Genomic DNA, 23,639 nt, shown 5'->3' on the forward strand with positions numbered 1-23,639 from the left:
TTTTCGCCTGATCCTATGGACAGAGTGGCGTCCACATCGTGGTGCGCGCTGGGTGGCCGGTAGGCGCTATCTTTCCAAAAAGAATTTGCAAGGCTCGGCTTCGCTCACTAAAATACCGTCCGCTGCAAGACTGGGTCGTGCATCCAGGGCTCGCTGTCCCCCGTCACTGTTTCGTTTCCTTGCTGATTATGGCATTCGCGATAGCGTTGCCTTCCTGTATGAGTTAAGGCAGTCGAACGAAGTGTCGTGGGGTATTGGCCTTGAAGGTGTGCGTACAAACCGAACTCAAGTTACCTAAGGTAGGTGAGTGCTTAATGCCTTCTGTCAAAGTACGTGATAACGAGCCGTTTGACGTCGCTCTGCGTCGCTTCAAGCGTTCCTGTGAAAAAGCCGGCGTTCTGTCTGAAGTCCGTCGTCGTGAGCAGTACGAGAAGCCGACTGCCGAGCGCAAGCGCAAGGCCGCTGCCGCTGTAAAGCGTCACGCCAAGAAGCTCCAGCGTGAGCGCAAGCGTTTCGAACGGCTCTATTGATCCGTACTTGAGTCGAGCGTGGTTCGCCGCTCTCGATTCAGGAGGACGCCAAGCGGCCGCCATTGAGGTGGCCGCTTGTTTTTCTGACATCCGATGAGGGTGTCCCGTCCAGACCTCTGGACGATTCTTGTTCTTCTCAGGATACCGCTCCTGTCGAGGAGACTATGGCCGGCCAGATTCCCCAGCGCTTCATTGATGACCTCCTCGCGCGCGTGGACGTGGTCGAGGTGGTGGGTGAGCGCGTCAAGCTGAAAAAGGCCGGGCGCAACCACTCTGGTCTGTGTCCGTTTCATCAGGAAAAGAGCCCATCGTTCACGGTCAGCGCGGACAAGCAGTTCTATCACTGCTTTGGCTGTGGTGCCCACGGCAACGCGCTGCGCTTCCTGATGGAGTACGACAAGCTACGCTTCCCGGAAGCGGTCGAGCAGCTTGCTTCCAGGTTGGGGATGGAGGTGCCCAGAGAGGGTGCCGACGATCCCAGAGCCCAGGCGCGAGAAAAAAAGCGCAAGGAAGGCGTCAACCTGCTGGAAATGTCTGCCAGCTACTTTCGCGAGCGGCTCAAGATGCCGGAGGGCCAGGTTGCCCGAGAGTATCTGGAGCAGCGCGGGGTGTCAGACGAGATCCGCGAGCTATTCGGCATTGGCTATGCGCCGGCCCAATGGGAGGCGCTGAAGCGGCACCTCGGCGGGCAGGGCGTCGATGAGTCTGTGCAGATCGAGTATGGCCTGCTGGTTCACCACGAAGACAGTGGTCGCAGCTATGACCGTTTTCGCGATCGAGTGGTGTTCCCGATCCGCGATATTCGCGGGCGGACCTTGGGGTTTGGCGGTCGGGTCATGGGGGATGCCAAGCCCAAGTACCTGAACTCTCCCGAAACCCCCGTGTTCCACAAGGGGCGCGAGCTGTATGGCTTGTACGAAGCCCGCCAGGCCAGCCCGAAACTGGAACGGTTGTTGATCGTCGAAGGCTATATGGATGTGGTCGCGCTGGCGCAGTACGGCATCCATAATGCGGTGGCTACCCTGGGTACGGCCACCACGGCAGATCATCTGCGGCGCCTGTTTCGCCTGGTCAGTGAAGTCGTGTTCTGCTTCGACGGTGACAAGGCCGGACGTCAGGCGGCGGCCAGGGCGCTGGAAACCGTGTTGCCCGAGATGATCGACGGGCGTCAGGCGCGCTTCCTGTTCATGCCTGAGGGCGAGGATCCGGACAGTCTGGTGCGGCGTGAGGGTGCCAGTGCGTTCGAAGATCGCGTGGTGTGTGCCAGTCCGCTGTCGGAGTTTCTGTTCGAGCACGCCGCCCAGGGGCGTGACCTGGCGCAGCTGGAGTCGCGCGAACGCTACGTCAGCCAAGTGCTGTCGGCCATCGAGAAGATGCCCCAGGGAGTGCTCAAGTCGTTGATGCTGACGGAGCTGTCGCGACGCACCGGGGTCGAACAGTCGCGTTTTGAAGCGCTTCTGGCGCCCGTGGTTGCCGAAGAGCCCGAGCTGATGCCCTTCGACGACGCCATGGAGCCCGCTGTTGATGAGGGCCAGTCGCCGCAGCGGCGCAGAAAGTCCTCCGCGGCGCTGGGCCTGATGGGCCGTACCCTGCAGCTGCTGGTGCACGAGCCGCGCCTGGTGGAGCGTCTCCCCGAGTCGCTTGAGTGGTGTGACGGTCAGGGCGACGATGCGCGACTCTGTCGCGACGTGATCGAGCTGTTGCGGGCTGGGGGGTATTCCAGTGCTCAGGTGCTGTTGATGCACTTCCATGGCAGTGAGGACGGCGAGCGTCTGGCCGCACTGGCGCGCAAGGAGCTGTTGATCCCTGGGCCGGCAAGGGCGGCGGAGCTGGACGGTCTGGTGAGCTATTTTCAACGGGCCTGCAAGACCCCGTCGCGACAGCAGGAGATTGATACGTTGCTGGCAAAGCAGCAATCAGGGGAGCGTCTCTCGAGTGAGGAGCGCTCGCGACTGATGAGTCTGCTGGCCGCACGTGATTGAAGACGTCGCAGCGAACGATCCCTCAGCGTCACTGGTCTACCTTCTGAGGTAAGCCTTCACGCTTTGCTGGCGACGAATAGGAGGTATAGAAGGTGTCAGGGTTGAATTCTCAACTACTATCACCATCTAAGGGACTAGGCGCTGATATTGGGCGCAACCAGATAAGCTAACACACCTGAGACATCGCGCAAACACTCCAGACTGGCAGAAGTGGCCCCAAAACCGCTATACTGTCCGGCTTACCGAGTTTTCTCCACCTTAGCGCTTCAGGTGCTTCATTCTTCTTCGTCGAGATAGGGTTTCTATGGCTGGAAATGCGCAGCAGCAGTCACGTCTGAAGGAGTTGATCGCGCGCGGCAAGGAGCAGGGCTTCCTGACCTATGCCGAGGTCAACGACCACCTTCCCGAAGATATCGCCGACCCCGACCAGGTGGAAGATATCATCGGCATGATCAATGACATGGGTATTAACGTCGTCGAGGAAGCTCCCGACGAAGATACCCTGATGATGTCGGATCACTCAACCGATGAGTCCGCTGCCGAAGAGGCGGTAGCGGCGCTGGCAGCGGTGGAAAGCGACGTCGGTCGGACCACCGACCCGGTGCGCATGTACATGCGCGAGATGGGGACGGTCGAGCTGCTGACCCGCGAAGGCGAGATCGAGATCGCCAAGCGCATCGAAGAAGGGACTCGCGAGGTGATGTCGGCGCTGGCCTACGTGCCGGGCGCGGTCGAGTCCATTCTTGACGCCTACGACGCCACTCAGGACGAAGAGGCTCCTGGACGCCTGTCAGACCTGTTTTCCGGCTTCATCGACCCTGATGAGGGAATCCCCGGCGTTGCCGAGGCGGAAGTCCCGGAAGTGGAGGAGCAGGAAAGCAGCTCCGACGAGGATGACGACGAGGACGCGGGCGAAGAGGACGACTCTGGCGGCGGTCCGGATCCCGAGGAAGCGCGTGCCCGTTTCGAGCAGATCCGCGAGCAGAGCGGCATTGCCAATGCCGCTATCGAACGCGGTGGGCGCCAGTCACCCGAGGCGAAGGAAGAGCTGGCGCGTCTGGCCGAGCTGTTCTCGCCGATCAAGCTGGTGCCGAAGCACTTTGAGCGTCTGGTGGGGCAGGTTCGCATCAGCGTCGAGCAGGTGCGGGCTCAGGAAAAGACCGTGATGCAGCTCCTGGTCAAGCAGGCCAAGGTGCCGCGCAAGGCCTTCATCAAGGCATTTCCCAGCAATGAGTCGCGCCTGGACTGGCTGGACGACTTCATGGCCGAGAACGCTCGCTATGCCGACCGCCTCGAGCCGCTGAAGGCCGACGTGCAGCGCGCTCAGCGCAAGATCGCCTTCGAGGAAGAGATGATCCAGCTGCCGGTGAGCGAGGTGAAGGAAGTCAATCGTCGCCTGTCCATCGGTGAAGCCAAGGCGCGCCGTGCCAAGAAGGAAATGGTCGAGGCCAACCTGCGCCTGGTCATCTCGATCGCCAAGAAGTACACCAACCGTGGCCTGCAGTTCCTGGACCTGATTCAGGAAGGCAACATCGGCCTGATGAAGGCGGTGGACAAGTTCGAGTACCGTCGCGGTTACAAGTTCTCGACCTATGCGACCTGGTGGATTCGTCAGGCGATCACGCGCTCGATTGCGGACCAGGCACGCACCATCCGCATCCCGGTGCACATGATCGAGACCATCAACAAGCTCAACCGCGTATCGCGTCAGATGCTGCAGGAAATGGGGCGTGAGCCGACCCCGGAAGAGCTGGGCGAACGTCTCGAGATGCCGGAGGACAAGGTCCGCAAGGTGCTCAAGATCGCCAAGGAGCCGATCTCCATGGAGACGCCCATCGGCGATGATGACGACTCGCATCTGGGCGACTTCATCGAGGACTCCACCATGGTGCTGCCGATCGACTCGGCCACCGGGGAAGGGCTCGTGGAAGCCACGCGCAACGTGCTGGGCGGCCTGACGGCTCGCGAAGCCAAGGTGCTGCGCATGCGCTTCGGGATCGACATGAACACTGACCATACCCTCGAGGAAGTGGGCAAGCAGTTTGATGTCACCCGTGAGCGGATCCGTCAGATTGAGGCCAAGGCACTGCGCAAGCTGCGCCACCCGACGCGTTCGGAGCCGCTGCGCTCCTTCCTCGACGAGTAAGCTCAGCGCACGCCTTGTCGGCCGAGGGCGTTGACGACGCCCTTGGTCAGACAGCCGTCATACAAGACGCCCGCGGCACATGCCGCGGGCGTTTTGGTTATGTGTCCCTTCGCCAATCTGCTGGGGTTGTCGCGCCATGCGGATGTTGGCGCCTGCCCTCGCTCTTCATGTGGGTACCACCAACATGACAACGCCCGCGATGAGCGGGCGTTGTCATGACGTCTGGGGCTGTAGCGGCTGTAGTGCGGGGTAGGGACTCGCGGCGGCTCAGGCCTGCTTGGCCTGGCGACGCCGAATCCACAGCACCAGCTCGATCATGGCGAACAGCAGCAGGGTATAGCCGAAGAGCTCGGTCACTTCCTCCGCGGCGTCCTTGAACACCCGGATATAGCGCTCCGCCAGCAGCGACTCCCACATCTCGCTGCGACCGTAGAGCCGCGAGAAGGCAAAGGTGCCGAGAAAGCCTGCGGCGAACAGGCCAAAGGAAAAACTCTCGACGTAGCCCTCGAATTCGCGCACGAAGGCGTGGCGCTCGCGCAGGACGATATACAGGATCGGCAGCAGCAGCAGCGTTACCAGCGTCTGCCAGGCGCCGTCGAACACATAGGCGTCGAGAAAGGCATCCTGCTCACGAATCAGGGCGGCGGCCAGCAGGCCAAACATCAGTAGCGTCACCCGCGGTAGCCCGCCCAGCACTTGCCGGGCATACACCAGCAGTAGACAGCTGATCGTCAGCCAAAGCGTCTGCATGCTTTCCGTAAAGCCCGTCTCGCTGAAACGAATCTCTTCCGGCAGGCCGGTTTCCCACAGCACGCCCTGCATCATGGCGCCGATGACCAGGAGGTAGAGCAGGGCTCTGGCGCAGGTCGCGCGGAAACTGATCGTGGGCGCGGCGGATGGGGGGGTATCTAGCATCCCTCTCAATCTCCAGGTAAGGCGTGTATCAGGCGGGGATTATACCTACAGCTTTGCATGTGTGTGTGAAATTCCCCGAGGTATTCTTGACTCGTTTGCGCTGTCGCTCGTTGCACGTTATCGCCGCGCTTCCTCCACCAGCCAGTCGTGCACGGCCTTGATCCGGCGATCATCGGTCGCCCCCGGTGCGTGGACAATGCCGTAGTGCTTGCCGGTATCGACCCGTGACTTGAAGGGAGCGATCAAGGCACCACTCTTGAGCTCGCTGGTCATCAGGGTTTCCCTGGCAATGGCGACGCCCATGCCGGCGATAGCCGCCTCCATGGTGAGGTGATTTCGGTTGAAGGTATAGCCTCTTTCAAGATTGATCGAGGGCGCACCGATGGCAGACAGGTAGTGGCGCCATTCACCGTACTCCTGGCTGCCGCGCCAGGCGGTGATGTCGTGCAGCAACGGATACCAGGACAGATCCTCTGGACGACGCAGGGCAGGGCGCCCCTTGAGCAGGCTGGGCGAGCATACCGGAAAGATTCGCTCCTCCATCAAGGGGGTGATCGATAGTCCCGGATAGTGGCCGTCGTTGAGGTCCAGGGCCAGGTCGAAATCCCCGTCGCGCAGGGAAATGTTGCTGTCTTCCGAGCTGATGTGCAGCTCGATATCCGGAAATCGTGCCTGCAGTCGCGGCAGTCTCGGCATCAGCCACTTGTTCAGGAACGAGGGGATCGAGCGTAGTCGGATCACGCCGCTCATGACACCGCTGCGCAGCCGGCTGACTTCGAGCCCGACCGCCTGATAGGCGTCATCGACCACGGCAGCCAGGCGTTTGCCTTCCTCAGTCAGCTCCAGCCGGCGTGGCAACCTCCGGAACAGCTTGAATCCCAGCCTGTCCTCCAGTTGCTTGATCTGCTGGCTGACCGCCCCGGTGGTGACATGCAGCTCTTCTGCTGCGCGGGTAAACGAGAGGTGTCTTGCACTGACCGCAAAGCCTTTGAGCCAGGCATGGGTCTGGGCATTGAGAAGTCGGCTCATGGATGCGCTCTTGTGGGCTTATGATTTAGCTGAGCTATATTGAAGACAAGATATTCTGCCTTGTCCCAGGGCTTTTTGGCAGCCAGCATACCCATAATGGCATGCGACGACATCCTGTCGCTTTAGCGAGACTGATCGGAACGTCTGACAGCGCAGTGTTCTATCGTCGTCTACCAGCATCCCTTCAAGACGCGAATCTACTTTCAAGAGGCACCTCATGGCCATCAGCGTTTTCGACCTTTTCAAGATTGGCATCGGCCCATCGAGCTCGCATACCGTTGGCCCGATGAAGGCAGCCCATGATTTCGTCGAGGCGCTACGACGCGATGACGCTCTGGAGCGGGTCGCAGCGGTCGAGATTCACCTTTATGGGTCACTTTCTGCCACGGGCAAGGGGCATGCCACGGATCGTGCCTGTGTCATGGGGCTGATGGGGGAGCGCCCTGACCGCATTGATCCCGCGGTGATCGGGCCATGCATCGAGGAGCTACTGGAGAGCCAGACCCTGATGCTGGGAGGGCAGGTCGCCGTGCCCTTCTTGTGGGCTCGTGATCTTGTCTGGCATGAGGAGAGTCTTCCCTATCACCCCAACGCCATGACCCTGGTCGCCAAGGGGCACGCAGGTGACATCCGGCGCGAGACCTACTATTCGGTCGGCGGGGGTTTTGTGGTGGACGAGGCCCAGGCACAAGATGGCGCGCTGGACGCCGATAACACGGCGCTGCCCTATGACTTCAACAGCGGCGCTGAGTTGATGGCGTTGTGCCGTCTGCATGGTCTGAGCATCAGTGAACTGATGCTGGAGAACGAAAAGGCCTGGCGCAGCGAGGCTGAGGTGCGCGCGGGCCTGTGGGACATCTGGCAGGCGATGCAGGCCTGCGTGAACCAGGGCATCCAGGCAGAGGGCGTGCTGCCTGGCGGGCTGAACGTCAAGCGCCGCGCCGCCTCGCTGTATCGTCGCCTGGAAGCCATGTCTGACGATGTGGGTCTGATCGCCTCGACCTTTTCCGCGATGGACTGGGTCAATGTGTATGCGTTGGCCGTCAACGAGGAAAATGCCGCCGGCGGGCGCATGGTGACCGCGCCTACCAATGGCGCTGCTGGCATCATCCCTGCCGTGTTGCACTACTACATGAAGTTTCAGCCTGGCGCATCGGAGAAGGACGTCGTCAATTTTCTGCTGACGGCGGGTGCCGTTGGCATCCTGTGCAAGAAGAATGCCTCCATTTCCGGGGCCGAAGTGGGCTGCCAGGGGGAGGTGGGGTCTGCCTGCGCGATGGCGGCTGCCGGTCTGGCCGAGGTGATGGGGGCCAACGTTCCTCAGGTCGAGAACGCCGCTGAAATTGGCCTTGAGCATAACCTGGGGCTGACCTGTGACCCCGTAGGCGGGCTGGTTCAGGTGCCGTGTATCGAACGCAATGCGATTGCGGCGGTGAAGGCCATCAATGCCGCCTTGATGGCATGCCGTGGGGATGGCGAACATTTCGTGTCTCTGGACAAGGCGATTCGCACGATGCGTGATACCGGCGCCGACATGCAGGAGAAATACAAGGAAACCTCCAAGGGAGGATTGGCCGTCAACGTCATCGAGTGCTGACGTCCACCTGACCATTCGTATGCCAGCAGCGGCCCGGGGATCGTCTCCCCGGGCCGCGCTTTTTTGCCCTAGTGTCAGCGACGTACCGAAGCTTTGTGTCCTGCCGCAGAGGGCCAGGGCGGAAACCTTGTGGGCTTTAAGTAAGCAACCTATTGAAATTCGGTGGGATACATCTTTGGTCGAGTTCAACGCATGGTGAATTGCGTCGGACGCACGTCTCTTCTAGCTTACGTAAACGTAAAGTTAAGCGTCTCCAGTACTGAGTCGAACAACCACAACAACCTCAAGACAGGGGCTACGGTCCCGGCGAGGACGCCACATGAGCCAGCAGTACGTGCTAGAGACCCGTGGCCTGACCAAGTCGTTTCGAGGCTTTACCGCCGTGGACGGCGTGGATCTGAAGATCACGGAGGGGCATATCCATGCTCTGATCGGCCCCAATGGAGCGGGCAAGACCACGGTCTTTAACCTGTTGACGAAATTTCTGCCGCCTACCAGGGGCGATATCCTCTACCGCGGCAAGCCCATCACCCGCATGCGTGCCAATGAAATCGCACGCTTGGGGCTGGTGCGTTCCTTTCAGATTTCTGCCGTGTTTGGTCATATGACGGCGCTGGAGAACGTGCGAGTCGCCTTGCAGCGTAAGCTCGGTACCTCTTTTCATTTCTGGAAGTCGGAGCGTTCGCTGGAGCCGCTGAATCAGCGCGCCATGGAGCTGCTGGAGGAGGTCGGTCTGGCGGACGTCGCAGATGTGTTGACGGTGGAACTGCCCTACGGCCGCAAGCGAGCGCTGGAGGTCGCCACCACCCTGGCCCTTGAGCCCACTGTCATGCTGCTGGATGAGCCCACCCAAGGCATGGGGGCGGAGGATGTGGATCGCATCGTCGCGCTGATTCGCCGGGTCTCGGCGGGCAGAACGGTGCTGATGGTGGAGCATAACCTGAGTGTTGTCAGCCGGTTATGCGATCGCATCACGGTATTGGCCAGGGGCGCTGTGCTGGCCGAGGGTGACTATGCCAGCGTCTCGGCGGACCCAGCAGTGCGCGAGGCCTACATGGGCAGCGAAGCCAGCGTTGCCGAGGAGGCCACCACATGACCTCTGTGATGAACGCTACCCGCTCCCCCCATGGGATCAGCACCAGCAGCGATGAAGCGATCTGCCTGGCGGGCGTCAACGCCTTCTACGGTGAATCACATATCCTGCACGGCGTGGACCTGCGGGTGAAGCGGGGTGAACTGGTGACGCTGCTGGGACGCAATGGCGCAGGCCGCAGTACCACGCTGAAGACGATCATGAACATGGTCGGCTCGCGCAGCGGTTCCATTGTCATCAATGGTCAGGAAACGCTGGGCATGAAGCCCCACCACATACCGCGCCTTGGCGTGGGGTACTGCCCCGAAGAGCGGGGTATCTTTGCCAGCCTGGACGTCGAGGAGAACCTGCTGCTTCCGCCTACGGTACGCTCCGGTGGCATGAGCCTTGACGATATCTACGGGATGTTTCCGAATCTCTACGAGCGCCGGCGCAGTCAGGGGACCCGCCTGTCCGGTGGCGAGCAGCAGATGCTGGCCATGGCGCGCATCCTGCGCACCGGTGCCGACATTCTGTTGCTCGATGAAATTACCGAGGGGCTGGCTCCTGTCATCAATCAGGCGCTTGCCGAGGTGCTGGTGACGTTGAAATCCCGCGGGATGACCATCGTGCTGGTGGAGCAGAACTTCCGCTTCGCGGCCCCCCTAGCCGATCGCCACTTCGTCATGGAGCACGGCCGCATCATCGATACCATCGAAGCCGCCGATCTCGACGCCCGGCGCGACGACCTCAATGCACTGCTGGGGGTCTAGCGTGCTATTCGCCAGGCGCGTCACCCATTCCTTCGCGAAGCCGTTCCCACTGGCCGTTGCCGCCAGCGCGGACGGCGCTGTGTGGACGGTCAGTACCGACGCCGCAGCACCTGCTCTACAACACGTTCAGCAACATATCCAACAACGACATATTCAACAACAACAAGGGCCATGGGCCCAGGAGCCTTCCATGATGTCACAGACCCGTTCTTTCCGCCGTTTGCCGCTGGCTCGCGCCGTTGCCGCCAACACCTTGCTGGTCGCCGGTATGCTGGGAATGGCCGCACCCTCGCTGGCCCAGGACGGAATCAGCGATGGCGAGATCCGTATCGGCTATCTCGCGGACATGTCAGGCACCTATCGCGACCTGGCTGGCCCGGGTGGTCTTGAAGCCATGAAGATGGCGGTGGAAGATTTCGGTGGAAGCGTCGGTGATGCACCTATCGAGATCTTCAATGCCGATGACCGCAACAGCGCCGATGTGGGCGCCAACACCGTGCGTGGCTGGGTCGATCAGGAAAACGTGGACCTGGTCGCCGGCATGGTGGCCTCATCGGTTTCTATCGCCGTGACCAAGGTGCTGGAAGAAGCCGGCGGACTGGCGATCATTTCAGGCTCTGCGGCTTCCAGCATCACCAACGAGCACTGCACTCCCAACCATATTCACTATGTGTACGATACCTATCCCCTGGCCAACGGAACGGCCAAGGCGGTGGTAGAGCAGGGCGGTGACAGCTGGTTCATGCTGACGGCGGACTACGCCTTCGGTCATGCGCTGGAAAGCGATGTCGAGAAGGTCGTCACGGACAATGGTGGCACCATCGTTGATCGCGTTCGTCACCCCTTCCCGACCAGCGACTTCTCCTCCTACATCCTTCAGGCCCAGGGCTCTGGGGCCAAGATTGTCGGCCTGGCCAATGCCGGTTCCGATACCGTCAACGCGATCAAGACGGCCAGCCAGTTTGGCCTGACGCAGACCGGGCAACAGCTGGCGGGCCTATTGATCTTCCTCAATGACGTACATGCCATGGGTCTGGAAACCACCCAGGGACTGCTGCTGACGACCGGCTGGTACTGGGATATGGACGACGCCTCCCGCGAATGGGCTGAGCGTTACTTCGAGCGGGTCGGCAAGATGCCAACCATGGTTCAGGCGGGCATCTATTCCAGCACCACACAGTATCTCGAGGCGGTCGAGGCGGCGGGTACCGATGATCCTGCCACGGTGCGCGCCAAGCTGGGTGAGACACCCATCAATGACTTCTTTGCCCGCAATGGACGCATTCGCGAAGACGGACGCATGGTCCATGACATGTATCTGGCTGAGGTCAAGGCGCCTGCCGATTCCGAGAGTGAGTGGGATCTCTACGAGATCAAGGCAACCATCCCTGCCGAAGACGCCTATCGCCCCTTGTCGGAAAGCTCCTGCAAGCTGGTCAGCAACTAAACCGTGTCAGTTGGCACGATGCCACGGTGTTTCCAGGAAGCGCTGAATCATTCCGGGGCGGTCTCGCTACCGCCCCTTCTCGAGGGATGTCCTCATGACCATGATCTTTGGCGTACCGTTGGCGGTATTCATGGGCCAGCTGATGCTGGGGCTGATCAACGGCGCCTTCTACGCACTTTTGAGCCTTGGTTTGGCGGTGATCTTCGGCCTTCTGAAAATCGTCAACTTTGCTCACGGGGCCCAGTACATGCTGGGGGCCTTCGCCGCTCTACTGGGAGCCCAGTATCTGGGCATCAATTACTGGTTGGCGCTGCTGCTGGTACCACTGGTCGTCGGTGCCTTCGGCGCTCTGCTGGAACGACTCGTGCTGCGGCGCATCGCTCACCTCGATCATCTGTATGGACTGTTGCTGACCTTCGGTCTGGCGCTGATCTTCGAGGGTAGCCTGATCAACCTGTTCGGCGTTTCTGGGGCCAGCTATCCGGTTCCCGAGGCCCTTGCGGGTGGCATCAAGCTGCCATTCATGTTCCTGCCCACCTATCGTGGCTGGGTGCTGGTGGCGGCACTGGTGGTATGCCTGGGAACCTGGTTCATCATCGAACGCACTCGGCTGGGGGCGTACCTGCGTGCGGGCACGGAAAACCCGGCGCTGATGCAGGCGTTCGGCGTCAATGTGCCGCTGCTGGTCACCCTGACCTACGGATTTGGCGTTGCGCTGGCGGCCTTTGCCGGCGTGCTCGCGGCGCCGCTGTACCCGGTGTCGCCGACCATGGGATCGAGTCTTCTGATCGTGGTCTTTGCGGTGGTGGTGATCGGCGGCATGGGCTCCATCCTCGGGGCTATCCTCACCGGTCTCGCCATGGGGCTGATCGAGGGACTGACCAAGGTGTATTACCCGGAAGCGGCCAATACCGTGATCTTCCTGGTGATGATCATGGTGTTGATGCTCAGGCCTGCTGGCCTGTTTGGTAAGGAGGCGTGACATGACCACAACGACGACAACGGCTTCCCCGGTGGTGGGGAAGGCCCGGGCGCGCGCCGCCCGCCGCCGCAGGGGCGTGCTGCTGGTGGCGCTGCTGACACTGGCGCTGGTGGCTCCCCTGTTCGCCTATCCGGTGTTCCTGATGAAGGTCCTGTGCTTCGCACTGTTCGCCTGTGCCTTCAATCTGCTGCTTGGCTTCGCGGGGCTGCTGTCCTTCGGTCATGCCGCCTTTCTCGCTACAGGGGGCTACGTGACGGGCTTCCTGCTGTCGAGCTATCCGGGCCTGACGCCGGAGCTCGGCATCATTGTTGGCACTGTCGCTGCGGTGATTCTCGGCACCCTGTTTGGTGCCTTGGCGATTCGCCGCCAGGGGATCTATTTCGCCATGGTGACGCTGGCGCTGGCGCAGATGATGTTCTTTTTCTACATTCAGGCGCCATTTACCGGCGGCGAGGACGGCCTTCACGGTGTGCCCCGGGGTAAGCTGTTCGGACTGATCGACCTGTCGAACAACCTGGCGATGTACTACGTGGTGCTGGCAATCTTTGTGATCGGCTTCGCCATCATTCAGCGAACGGTGCATTCACCCTTCGGGCAGGTGCTCAAGGCCATTCGCGAGAACGAACCGCGGGCGGTGTCCCTGGGCTACAACGTGGACGCCTACAAGCTGGTGGCCTTCGTGCTGTCGGCAGGACTTGCCGGGCTTGCTGGCGCGACCAAGACAGTGGTGTTTCAGCTGGCATCGCTGACCGACGCCCATTGGCACATGTCGGGGGAGGTGATTCTGATGACCCTGGTCGGCGGTGTCGGGACGTTGTTTGGCCCGCTGGTGGGCGCTGGCCTGGTGGTCAGCCTACAGACTCAGCTGGCGCAGTCACCGCTGGGGAACTGGGTCAGCGTCATCCTGGGTGCCATCTTCGTACTGTGCGTGCTGAGTTTTAGAAGCGGAATCGTAGGTGAGATTCAGCGTATGGTGCGCAAGAACTTCAAGTAGCTGCACTTTGGTATTGATGATTGGCATTAAAGAAGCCCGGTAAAAGTACCGGGCTTCTTCATTGTGCGGGTAACTTTAGATTTGTGTCTTTGGCTCGTCCACTTCCCGGCGGTTGTGATAGCGGGGTGGCAGCTGGTTGGCCAGGTGTTCTGCCAGGTAGTCGATGACGACGCGCACCTTGGGCGAGCGCTGGCGATGGTGTGGGGTGACGGCCCAGACGCCGGTATCACTGTGTCGGTAGGTGTCGAGCACCGAGACCAGCTCACCCTTGGCCAGATGGTGCTCGACGTAATAATCCGGCAATTGTCCCAGGCCGACGCCCTTGAGCACGGCGTCCAGCAGGGCCGGACCTGAATTGCCCTGCCACGGCCCCTTGATGGACACTTCCCGGGGTATGCCGTCGACGGCGAAACGCCAGCGATCACGTGAGCCATGCAGGCAGCGGTGGTGCTTCAATTCCGATAGGGCATGGGGCTGGGGAAAGCGCTGGAAGTAGGCCGGAGAGCCGACCACGTATTCGCGTCGGTCAGCCAGTCGGCGCGCCAGCATGGTGCTGTCTTCCAGGGTGCCCATGCGTATGCCGATGTCGAAGCCTTCCTCGATCAGGTCTACCTGTCGGTTGGTAAAGTGCAGGCGTACCCCCAGCTGCGGATACTGTATCAACAGGTCATTGATCAACGGCGCCACGTAGCGCTCGCCAAAGGTGGTTGCGCAGGTCAGGGCGAGTTCCCCCCGGGGCTGGGCCTCAAAGTCTTTTACGACCGCATCGGCCTCGCGAAAACCGTCTACCAGCGCCTCGCATTGCTGGTAGTAGAGACGCCCGGCCTCGGTCAGGCTGATCTGACGCGTGGTGCGGTAGAGCAGGGGAGTGTCGAGGCGACTTTCGAGCGCTGCGACCTGGCGGCTGATGTGGGAGCTGGACACGCCCAGGCGCCTTGCCGCGGCAGCGAACGACGAGAGCCGCACGACTTCAATGAACGCTTCGATACCGGCCCATGGGTGCATGGTCGTCTCCATTATTGCTATATGGCAACAATGTTATGTCGTCTGCGTGCTTTATCCCAGCCCGTGGCGAGGTCTAGACTGATGCCACTACCGTCAGCGGTGGCGGCCGGCCATATCGTGTCGGCACTGCCACTTGGTGCCACCATCGCTGCTCGGGGACACGCGCCCTATTGCGTTAATCGACGTTATTCGAGGATGTTGCCATGAAATCACGTGCCGCCATTGCTTTGGAATCCGGCAAGCCGCTAACCCTGACAGAGATCGACGTGGAAGGTCCCAAGGCGGGGGAAGTGCTGGTTCGTATCGTTGCCACCAGTGTCTGCCACACCGATTCGTTCACCCTGTCCGGGGCGGATCCTGAAGGCATCTTCCCCTCGGTACTGGGCCATGAAGGCGCCGGTATTGTCGAAGAGGTGGGCGAGGGCGTGACCAGCCTGAAGCCGGGTGATCACGTGATTCCGCTGTACACCGCTGAGTGTGGCGAGTGCAAGTTCTGTCGCTCTGGCAAGACCAACCTGTGTAGCTCCGTGCGTGCCACACAGGGCCAGGGCCTGATGCCTGACGGCACTACCCGCTTCTCCTTCGAGGGCAAGCCGCTCTACCACTACATGGGCACGTCGACCTTCAGCGAATACACGGTGGTGCCTGAAGTGTCCCTGGCCAAGGTCTCCCAGGAGGCACCGCTGGACAAGATCTGTCTGCTGGGTTGCGGCGTGACCACCGGCATTGGTGCGGTGCTGAACACCGCCAAGGTGGAGCCGGGCGCGACCGTTGCCGTGTTCGGTCTGGGCGCCATCGGCCTGGCCGTCATCCAGGGCGCGGTGATGGCCAAGGCCGGCCGTATCATCGCCATCGATGTGAACCCCGAGAAGTTCGAGCTGGCCAAGCAGTTTGGGGCGACCGACTTCGTCAATCCCAAGGACTACAGCGACTCCATCCAGCAGGTCATCGTTGACTTGACCGATGGCGGCGTCGACTACTCCTTCGAATGTATCGGCAACGTCAATGTCATGCGCTCCGCGCTTGAGTGCTGCCACAAGGGGTGGGGCGAGTCGATCATCATTGGTGTGGCCGGAGCCGGTCAGGAAATTTCCACCCGTCCGTTCCAGCTGGTCACCGGTCGTGTCTGGAAAGGCTCGGCCTTCGGCGGGGTCAAGGGGCGCAGCCAGCTGCCTGGCTACGTCGAGCAGTACATGAACGGCGAGCTCAACATCGACGACTTCATCACCCATAACATGGCCTTCGACAAGATCAACGAGGCCTTCGACCTGCTGCATGCGGGCGAGAGTATCCGTACCGTGCTGCATTACTGACGCCCACGCCTGCTGGCTCGGTCGACGCCGGGCTAGCGGCGCTTTGCCACAGGCGCTCGAGCCACCATGGCGATGCTGTGGTTCGCGCGAGCCCTTGTCGATTCACGGCCCCGCCTGGCGGGGCATCATTGTCGAAGGAGATTCGCCATGTCCATGAGCGAGCATCTGGAACTGGTCAGCGCCAACCGCAGCTTCGGCGGTTGGCACAAGCGCTATCGTCATCACTCGCGGGCGCTGGACTGCGAGATGACCTTCGCCATCTACCTGCCACCCCAGGCCGAGACCGAGAAGGTTCCGCTGCTGTGGTGGCTGTCCGGGCTGACCTGCACCGACGAGAACTTCATGCAGAAGGCGGGTGCGCATCGTCTGGCCGCCGAACTGGGTATCGCCATCCTGTGCCCGGACACCAGCCCGAGAGGGACGGACCTGCCTGGCGAGCACGACAGCTATGACCTGGGTTCCGGTGCCGGCTTCTACGTCAATGCGACTCAGGAGCCCTGGAAGGCTCACTATCGGATGTACGACTATGTGACCGAGGAGCTGCCGTCGGTGGTACGCCAGCACTTCCCATTGAATGGGCGTGAGTCCATCAGCGGCCACTCCATGGGCGGTCATGGGGCCTTGATTCTGGCGCTACGCAAGCCTGGCCACTATCGCTCGGTCTCGGCGTTCTCGCCTATCGTCAATCCGACCCAGTGCCCCTGGGGCCGCAAGGCCTTTACGGCTTACCTGGGGGAGGACACCAGCAAGTGGACCCAGTACGACGCTTGTGAACTGGTAGCGCGCGGGGCGTCCCGCCAGCCCCTGTTCATCGATCAGGGGGATGCCGATGACTTCCTGGACGAGCAGCTGTGCCCGGAGCGTCTGGAGGCCGTCTGCGCTGAGCGCGATCATCCGCTGACCCTGCGTCGTCAGCCCGGCTACGATCACAGCTACTTCTTCATCGCGACCTTCATCGAAGACCACCTGCGCTACCACGCGGAGAAGCTCTACGCCAAGCGCTGACAGCAGCGACAAGCTGCACGCGAAAGAGCGCGGACAACGCGGCCCTCGTCCTGTGACGAGGGCCGCGTTGTATCTGGCCGAAGAATGGCCAGGCGCAATTGACGCCCCTTGCAAAGTCGCCATTGGTCGAGGGGGTCGCGTTGGGAACCAGGCATGTCGCGAAAATCGTCATGCGACGAAGAGATCGTCGCTTTTAGGCGCCATGGCGACATTGACGTAGCTATTCGCGACATCATTGTCGCAGACGACTGGTCAAGGGCATGTCGATAGCGATTATTGTGATGTCATGACACGTCGGTACGACCTAAAGTCATGTAAAACCGGGTTCGATGTCGAGGCTCAGTGCCGGTGCTGACATCTAGATGATGCCGCCATAACAATAATGGATCGCGGCGGTGCCTCTTTCTGCGGAGCAGATCAGACGAGGGGCAGACCGACCGTGTCGAGGAGGTGACCATGAGCTTGCCCAACAAGCCCGGACGGGCTGTATCCCAGGGGGGCCACGAAGGACCCCAGACCATCGGCTTCCTGTTGCTGGAACACTTCACCCTGATCTCGCTGGCGTCGGCGATCGAGCCATTGCGCATGGCCAATCAGCTGTCCGGCCAGGAGCTTTATCGCTGGTTCACACTGAGTCTCGACGGTGCGCCGCTGGAAGCCAGCGACGGGCTGACCGTCACCCCGGATTCGTCGCTCAGCGTCCCCCTGTCGTTGGATATGGTCGTGGTGTGCGGTGGGGTGGCACCCACCCGTCACGTGCACCAGGGCCATGTCAGCTGGTTGAAGTCCCAGGCGCGACATCTCAAGCGTTTTGGTTCCATCTGTACCGGTGCCTGGGCGCTGGCACGTGCCGGGCTGCTTGACGGCTATGAGGTCAGCACCCACTGGGAATGTCAGGCGGCCCTGCAAGAGGCGTACCCCTGTATCGGCCTGACGTCCAAGCTGTTTTCCATGGACCGGGATCGCTGTACCGCCTCCGGCGGGACCGCGCCGCTGGACATGATGCTGACGCTGATCGGGAGGGACCACGGGCGCGAGCTGGCGGCCGGGATTTCCGACATGTTTGTGTGCGACCGGGTGCGTGGTGAGCAGGACCAGCAGCGGGTGCCTCTCAAGCATATGCTGGGGACCGCCCAGCCAAGGCTCCAGGAAATCGTGGCCCTGATGGAAAACAACCTGGAGGAACCCATCGACCTGGACGAACTGGCTTGCTATGTCAGCCTGTCCCGGCGCCAGCTCGAACGCCTGTTCCAGCGTAACCTGCACTGCTCACCCTCACGCTATTACATGCGGCTGCGCCTCAACCGGGCTCGGCAACTGCTCAAGCAGACCTCAATGTCGATCATCGATATCGCCGCCGCCTGCGGGTTTGTCTCGACGCCCCACTTTTCGAAGTGCTACCGCGAGTGCTTCGGGCTGCCTCCCCGCGAAGAGCGCCTGGGATGGAGCGCTTTTTCTCCTGTCGTGGCGGGCACCCTGGCACCCCCGCTGGTGTCGGGAGCGGTGCAGGAACCGGTATCCCGCGCCCTGTCGGCGCTGGAAGAAGCCCGGGGAGAGCCAACCTATGGCAGCTTCCGGGTCACGTCCAAGATAGGTTGAGGCCCAGAGAGGTGAGACCAAGAGAGGTGAGTCCAGGCGAGCCTGAACACGAGAGAGCCTGAGTCCGAAAACGCTTGATGCATGCCAGCGGGGTGTCATCTAGGCTCGTCTCGCTGGTCTGTCGCTCCCCTTGGCCAGGCTGTCGCCGCAGCCTGCGCCGCATTTGTCGCGCTAGCCCAATGCCTTGATATACTGCGGGCACGTCCTTCAACAGAGCTCAAGGCATGCATATCCGGTGGCGCCCCATCCTACGACTTCTGCTTCGCGCCACTCTTGCCTTTGTGCTGGGGTCCGTTGTGCTGGTGCTGTTCTTTCGTGTGGTGCCGGTCTTTGGCTCCATGGTCATGCTGGAGCGAGAGGTGTCTTCCTGGTTTTCAGGGGAACCGCTGGACATTCAGCAGCAGTGGCGGCCTTGGGACGAACTGTCGAACAACGCCAAGCTGGCGGTGATTGCGGCGGAGGACCAGCGTTTCCCCGAGCATAACGGATTCGACCTGGTGGAGCTGAAACGTGCCGTGGAATCCGCCAGAAACGGGGGATCGCTGCGCGGTGCCAGCACCATTACCCAACAGACCGCCAAGAACCTGTTCCTGTGGACGGGGCGTGACTGGGTGCGCAAGGGGTTTGAGGCCTGGTTCGCCACCCTGATGGAGCTGTTGTGGCCCAAGGAACGTATCCTTGAGGTCTACCTCAATATCGTCGAGTTCGATCGCGGCGTGTTCGGGCTGGAGGCCGCCAGCCAGCACTACTTTGGGGTCGGTGCCGACCAACTGAATGCGGTGCAAGCTGCCCGTCTGGCGGCTGTGCTGCCTAATCCCCTCGAACGCAGCGCCTCTCGTCCCGGGCCTCGTACCGCCAATCGTGCCGCCTGGATTCAGCGCCAGATGAATAACCTGGGGCTCAGGTATCTCGATAAGCTTTAGGGCATCACTGGCGTTAGGGAATCTCTGGCGCTAGGGAATCACTGGCGTGAGGGAAGCACGGAGTGCCTGGCCGAATGGCGTCAGCGCTCTCCTCAAGCTTCCTCCTCAAGACCTCTTCTCAATCCCTCTCCTTGCGTCCTTTCCGACCGCCATGCTGAACCCGCCAGATAATCCTTCCTGCACAGCCCCTGGCGCCATGCGTCGGGGGCTGTTGTCGTTATCGGAATGACGTGACGCTTTTGGAATTCTTGCCGTCGCAATCAGGCGTCGTGGCCGCTTCCGGCAGCGCTATCCTGCCTCCATGACGCCGGCTCGAGTCCGGTCCATTCGTCCACCGGGCAAGGGCTATCGTGATGAACTCCCCCCTGACGCAATCCGACACTCGTTCCATCGACGCTCGTTCGCTGCACCGCGAAGCCACAGTCATCGATGGCCTGATCATTGCCAAGTGGCAGCGAGAGCTGCTCGAGGACATGCGACGAGGCGGCCTGACGGCGGCCAACTGTACGGTCTCGGTGTGGGAAGGATTCCAGGCGACCGTGGACAATATCGTGGCGACCCGGACCTTGATGGAGCAATGCAGCGATCTGGTGCGCCCGGTACGTACCACCGCCGATATTCGCAAAGCCAAGCAGGAGGACCGCACGGGCATCATCTTCGGTTTTCAGAATGCCCACGCCTTCGAGGACCAGATCGGCTACGTCGAGGTCTTCAAGCAGCTCGGCGTCGGTATCGTCCAGCTTTGCTACAACACCCAGAACCTGGTCGGAACCGGCTGCTACGAGCGGGACGGCGGACTGTCCGGCTTTGGGCACGAAATCGTCGCCGAGATGAATCGCGTCGGGATCATGTGCGACCTGTCCCACGTCGGGGCCAACACCTCCCGTGAAGTCATCGAAGCCTCGAACAAGCCGGTGTGTTATTCCCACTGTCTGCCGTCGGGCCTCAAGGAGCACCCGCGCAACAAGTCCGATGAAGAGCTGCGTTTCATCGCCGATCACGGCGGCTTTGTCGGTGTCACCATGTTCACGCCGTTTCTGCGGGCGGGGGTGAATGCCACCGTCGATGACTACGTCGAAGCCATTCTCTACGTCATGAACATCGTGGGTGAAGATGCCATCGGCATCGGCACCGACTTTACCCAGGGGCAGGATCAGGCCTTCTTCGAGTGGCTGACCCACGACAAGGGGTACGCCCGTCGTCTGACCTCCTTCGGCGAGATCATCAATCCCAAGGGGATTCGCACCATCGGCGAGTTCGGCAACCTTACCGAGGCGCTGCTGCGCCATGGGTTGAGCGAGACCCAGGTGCGCAAGGTCATGGGCGAGAACTGGGTGCGGGTACTGGCAGATGTCTGGGGAGAGTAGACCTCCCCGTCCCATCGTCACTGCGGACGACAACGACAACTAACACCACAACGAAAACCACAACGACAGCTCCAAGACCACACCACTGACCGCTGCCGAGGACTTTACCGTGACGACCATCGCTCCCGAGCTGCCTATCGAGGTAGACGCCGATACCGGGGTCTGGACCACCGACGCCCTGCCGATGCTCTACGTGCCGCGCCACTTTTTTATCAACAACCACATCGCGGTGGAACAGGCCCTTGGGGTCGAGGTCTACGCCGACATCCTGTACCACGCCGGCTACAAGAGCGCCTGGCACTGGTGCGAGAAGGAAGCCGAGCTGCATGGGTTGAGCGGTGAGGCGGTCTTTCAGCATTACATGAGCCGCCTGTCCCAGCGTGGCTGGGGACGCTTTGTCACTGAAGCCATAGCGCTGACCGAAGGCAGCGCCACGGTGCGACTGGAGCACAGTGCCTTTGTGTTGCAGCTGGGCAAGACCGGAACTCGGGTCGACTACATGTTCACCGGCTGGTTTGCCGGCGCCATGGACCAGATTCTGGCAGCGTCGGGATCCCCCCTGCGCACCCGTGCCGAACAGACCCAGAGCGCCGCCGAACCGGGTTGCGACGTCGGTCGTTTCGAGGTGAGGCCAGAGCCTCGTCGAGACTGACCGAGCGGGGCGCACGGCGGGCCCGCTCCCGCCGCGAATCCCGCTGATTGGGCATCACGCCACATCTCCCACAGAACGCACAGGCAAGGTGTCCATCGGATACGCCACTCCTGTCGTCCTCGTTCAGGCAGAGGAGCCTTCTCATGGCCTTCGACGCGATCTTTCAGCCGATCACCATCGGCCGCCAGACCATTCGCAATCGGGTGGTCAGCACCGCCCACGCCGAGGTATATGCGACCGAGGGTGGGATGACCACCGAGCGCTATGTGCGCTACTACGAAGAGAAGGCGAAAGGGGGCTGCGGCCTGTGTATCTGCGGCGGATCTTCTGTCGTTTCGATCGATAGCCCACAGGCCTGGTGGAGCTCGGTCAACCTGTCCACCGACCGGATCATTCCGCACTTCCAGAACCTGGCCGAGGCGGTCCATCGCCACGGCGGCAAGATCATGATCCAGATCACGCACATGGGGCGCCGCTCCCGCTGGGATGGCCATCACTGGTCCACCTTGGTGTCCCCCTCGGGTATCCGCGAACCGGTCCATCGCTCCACCTGCAAGACCATTGAGGAGGAGGAAATCTGGCGCATCATCGGTGACTTTGCTCAGGCGGCTCGTCGCGCCAAGCAGGGCGGCCTCGATGGTGTCGAACTGTCCGCCGTGCACCAGCACCTGATCGATCAGTTCTGGAGTCCCAGGGTCAATAAGCGTGAGGACGAATGGGGGGGGAGCTTTGAAGGGCGCATGCGGTTCGGTCTCGAGGTGCTGAAGGCCGTGCGCGCCGAGGTCGGCGACGACTTCGTGGTGGGCATGCGCATCTGCGGCGACGAGTTTCATCCCGACGGTCTTACCCACGATGACATGAAGGCCATCGCCGCCTTCTATGACGCCACGGGCCAGGTGGACTTCTTTGGCGTGGTGGGGTCTGGCTGTGATACCCACAACTCCTTGGCCAACGTCATCCCCAACATGTCCTATCCACCGGAGCCGTTCCTGCACCTGGCGGCGGGCATCAAGGAAGTGGTAAGCGTGCCCGTCATACACGCCCAGAACATCAAGGACCCGACCCAGGCCAATCGCATTCTCGAGGGTGGGTATGTGGACATGGTGGGCATGACCCGAGCACACATTGCCGACCCCCACCTGATCGCCAAGATCAAGATGGGAGCGGTGGACCAGATACGCCAGTGCGTCGGGGCCAACTACTGCATCGATCGTCAGTACCAGGGGCTCGATGTGCTGTGCATCCAGAACGCCGCGACCTCGCGGGAATACATGGGATTGCCGCACATCATCACGCCGAGCGAGGGACCGACACGGCGCGCGGTCGTGGTGGGAGGAGGCCCCGGAGGCATGGAGTCCGCCAGGGTACTGGCCGAGCGCGGCCATCAGGTGACCCTGTTTGAAGCCTCCGACAGCCTCGGTGGCCAGATCACCCTTGCGGCCAAGGCACCTGCGCGGGATCAGATCGCTGGCATCACTCGCTGGTATCAGCTCGAGCTGGCACGCCTCAAGGTCGACCTGCGTCTGGGAACCCGGGCCGACGTGGCCACCATCGAGGATCTGCGCCCGGACCTGGTGGTGCTGGCGACCGGGGGAAGACCGTTCCTCGACCAGTATCCGGCCTGGGGATTTTCCGCGGATGCCGAGGAAAGCCTGATCGTCAGCACCTGGGACGTTCTGTCTGGCAAGGTGACCCCGGGCAAGAACGTGCTGGTGTTCGACAGTATCTGCGAATTCGCCGGGGTGTCCGCGGCAGACTTCCTGGCCGACAAGGGCGCCAAGGTCGAGATCGTCACCGATGACATCAAGCCGGGGGCCGCCGTTGGGGGAACCACCTTTCCTACCTATTACCGCAGTCTCTATGAAAAGGAGGTCATCATGACGTCGGACATGATGCTCCATGAGGTGTACCGAGAGGGCAGCAACCTGATCGCGGTGCTGGAGAACGAGTACAGCGGTGTGCAGGAAGAGCGGGTAGTCGATCAGATCGTGGTGGAAAACGGGGTACGCCCCGACGAAACCCTGTACCTGGCGATGAAGGCCGCTTCCTTGAACCGTGGACAGGTGGATCTGGAGGCGCTGTATGCCGCCCAGCCCCAGCCGTGTCTGGCGGAGTTGGAGGCCGATGAGCACAAGGGTGGATACGTGCTGTTCCGGCTGGGGGATGGGGTCGCCCCGCGTAACGTGCATGCCGCCATCTATGATGCCCTCCGCCTGTGCAAGGACGTGTAGGCGGCACCTCGGCAGAGGCCGTCGGCGGGTCCTCGCCCCTGTCTCTGTCGATCTTTCGTTGCCTCTCTGGCGCTTCC

At 61.6% G+C, this 23,639-nt stretch carries 19 protein-coding genes; 16 read left to right on the forward strand and 3 right to left on the reverse strand.

Annotation, left to right across the window (positions count from 1 at the left end):
- Positions 1-314 precede the first annotated feature (314 nt).
- From rpsU to rpoD, 3 genes are all read left to right on the forward strand, one after another.
- Positions 315-530 carry a 30S ribosomal protein S21 gene (rpsU, locus tag KUV45_RS08625; protein WP_013333229.1) on the forward strand — a complete coding sequence of 72 codons (216 nt, stop codon included), beginning with the start codon at positions 315-317 and terminating at the stop codon, positions 528-530.
- 164 nt (positions 531-694) lie between these two features.
- Positions 695-2,512, forward strand: coding sequence for a DNA primase (dnaG, locus tag KUV45_RS08630; RefSeq protein WP_222162729.1), 1,818 nt, complete (start codon positions 695-697; stop codon positions 2,510-2,512).
- A gap of 304 nt (positions 2,513-2,816) precedes the next feature.
- Positions 2,817-4,658: an RNA polymerase sigma factor RpoD gene (gene rpoD, locus KUV45_RS08635; RefSeq protein WP_206941323.1), complete on the forward strand. Its 1,842-nt coding sequence runs from the start codon at positions 2,817-2,819 to the stop codon at positions 4,656-4,658.
- Between the two features lie 267 nt (positions 4,659-4,925).
- Here the strand turns inward: rpoD and KUV45_RS08640 are convergent, their stop codons facing one another.
- Both KUV45_RS08640 and KUV45_RS08645 read right to left on the reverse strand, forming a co-directional pair.
- Entirely contained in the window at positions 4,926-5,573 is a 648-nt protein-coding gene (locus tag KUV45_RS08640) for a hypothetical protein (protein ID WP_206941322.1), read from the reverse strand.
- Between the two features lie 117 nt (positions 5,574-5,690).
- On the reverse strand, positions 5,691-6,602 hold the full coding sequence (locus tag KUV45_RS08645; protein WP_206941321.1) for a LysR substrate-binding domain-containing protein: 912 nt from the start codon (positions 6,600-6,602) through the stop codon (positions 5,691-5,693).
- Positions 6,603-6,819: 217 nt separating this feature from the next.
- Between KUV45_RS08645 and KUV45_RS08650 the strand changes: the two genes are divergently transcribed.
- From KUV45_RS08650 to KUV45_RS08675, 6 genes are all read left to right on the forward strand, one after another.
- A complete protein-coding gene (locus KUV45_RS08650) occupies positions 6,820-8,199 on the forward strand; it encodes an L-serine ammonia-lyase (RefSeq protein WP_222162730.1) in 1,380 nt (459 codons plus the stop codon).
- A gap of 319 nt (positions 8,200-8,518) precedes the next feature.
- Positions 8,519-9,295 carry an ABC transporter ATP-binding protein gene (locus tag KUV45_RS08655; RefSeq protein ID WP_206941317.1) on the forward strand — a complete coding sequence of 259 codons (777 nt, stop codon included), beginning with the start codon at positions 8,519-8,521 and terminating at the stop codon, positions 9,293-9,295.
- Positions 9,292-10,044, forward strand: coding sequence for an ABC transporter ATP-binding protein (locus KUV45_RS08660; RefSeq protein ID WP_374107025.1), 753 nt, complete (start codon positions 9,292-9,294; stop codon positions 10,042-10,044). The genes KUV45_RS08655 and KUV45_RS08660 overlap by 4 nt, the downstream gene beginning before the upstream one ends.
- Positions 10,045-10,312: 268 nt before the next feature.
- Positions 10,313-11,491 carry an ABC transporter substrate-binding protein gene (locus KUV45_RS08665; RefSeq protein ID WP_206941793.1) on the forward strand — a complete coding sequence of 393 codons (1,179 nt, stop codon included), beginning with the start codon at positions 10,313-10,315 and terminating at the stop codon, positions 11,489-11,491.
- Positions 11,492-11,585: 94 nt separating this feature from the next.
- A complete protein-coding gene (locus tag KUV45_RS08670; RefSeq protein WP_206941315.1) occupies positions 11,586-12,473 on the forward strand; it encodes a branched-chain amino acid ABC transporter permease in 888 nt (295 codons plus the stop codon).
- Position 12,474: 1 nt separating this feature from the next.
- The gene (locus KUV45_RS08675; protein WP_222162731.1) at positions 12,475-13,467 is read left to right on the forward strand and encodes a branched-chain amino acid ABC transporter permease; all 993 of its coding nucleotides are present in this window, start codon (positions 12,475-12,477) and stop codon (positions 13,465-13,467) included.
- Positions 13,468-13,542: 75 nt separating this feature from the next.
- Here KUV45_RS08675 and KUV45_RS08680 read toward each other — a convergent pair whose 3' ends face one another.
- Positions 13,543-14,472, reverse strand: a complete 930-nt coding sequence (locus KUV45_RS08680; protein WP_206941312.1) for a LysR family transcriptional regulator — start codon at positions 14,470-14,472, stop codon at positions 13,543-13,545.
- A gap of 203 nt (positions 14,473-14,675) precedes the next feature.
- On the opposite strand from KUV45_RS08680, the gene KUV45_RS08685 reads away from it, so the two are divergent.
- The 7 genes from KUV45_RS08685 (at position 14,676) to dgcA (ending at position 23,562) form a co-directional block, all read left to right on the forward strand.
- Positions 14,676-15,785 carry an S-(hydroxymethyl)glutathione dehydrogenase/class III alcohol dehydrogenase gene (locus KUV45_RS08685; RefSeq protein ID WP_222162732.1) on the forward strand — a complete coding sequence of 370 codons (1,110 nt, stop codon included), beginning with the start codon at positions 14,676-14,678 and terminating at the stop codon, positions 15,783-15,785.
- Between the two features lie 147 nt (positions 15,786-15,932).
- Complete coding sequence (gene fghA / locus KUV45_RS08690) at positions 15,933-16,790, forward strand: S-formylglutathione hydrolase (RefSeq protein ID WP_222162733.1); 858 nt, start codon at positions 15,933-15,935, stop codon at positions 16,788-16,790.
- Between the two features lie 456 nt (positions 16,791-17,246).
- On the forward strand, positions 17,247-18,389 hold the full coding sequence (locus KUV45_RS08695; protein ID WP_222162734.1) for a GlxA family transcriptional regulator: 1,143 nt from the start codon (positions 17,247-17,249) through the stop codon (positions 18,387-18,389).
- 224 nt (positions 18,390-18,613) lie between these two features.
- Entirely contained in the window at positions 18,614-19,312 is a 699-nt protein-coding gene (gene mtgA / locus KUV45_RS08700; RefSeq protein WP_222162735.1) for a monofunctional biosynthetic peptidoglycan transglycosylase, read from the forward strand.
- A 353-nt stretch (positions 19,313-19,665) separates the two neighbouring features.
- Entirely contained in the window at positions 19,666-20,679 is a 1,014-nt protein-coding gene (locus KUV45_RS08705; RefSeq protein ID WP_206941307.1) for a dipeptidase, read from the forward strand.
- Between the two features lie 109 nt (positions 20,680-20,788).
- On the forward strand, positions 20,789-21,331 hold the full coding sequence (locus tag KUV45_RS08710; protein WP_222162736.1) for a 4-vinyl reductase: 543 nt from the start codon (positions 20,789-20,791) through the stop codon (positions 21,329-21,331).
- Positions 21,332-21,474: 143 nt separating this feature from the next.
- Positions 21,475-23,562, forward strand: a complete 2,088-nt coding sequence (dgcA, locus tag KUV45_RS08715) for an NADH:flavin oxidoreductase (RefSeq protein WP_222162737.1) — start codon at positions 21,475-21,477, stop codon at positions 23,560-23,562.
- The last annotated feature ends 77 nt before the right edge of the window (positions 23,563-23,639 follow it).

The organism is Halomonas sp. DP3Y7-2 (assembly GCF_019800795.1).
GTDB classification, from domain to species: Bacteria; Pseudomonadota; Gammaproteobacteria; order Pseudomonadales; family Halomonadaceae; genus Halomonas; species Halomonas litopenaei_A.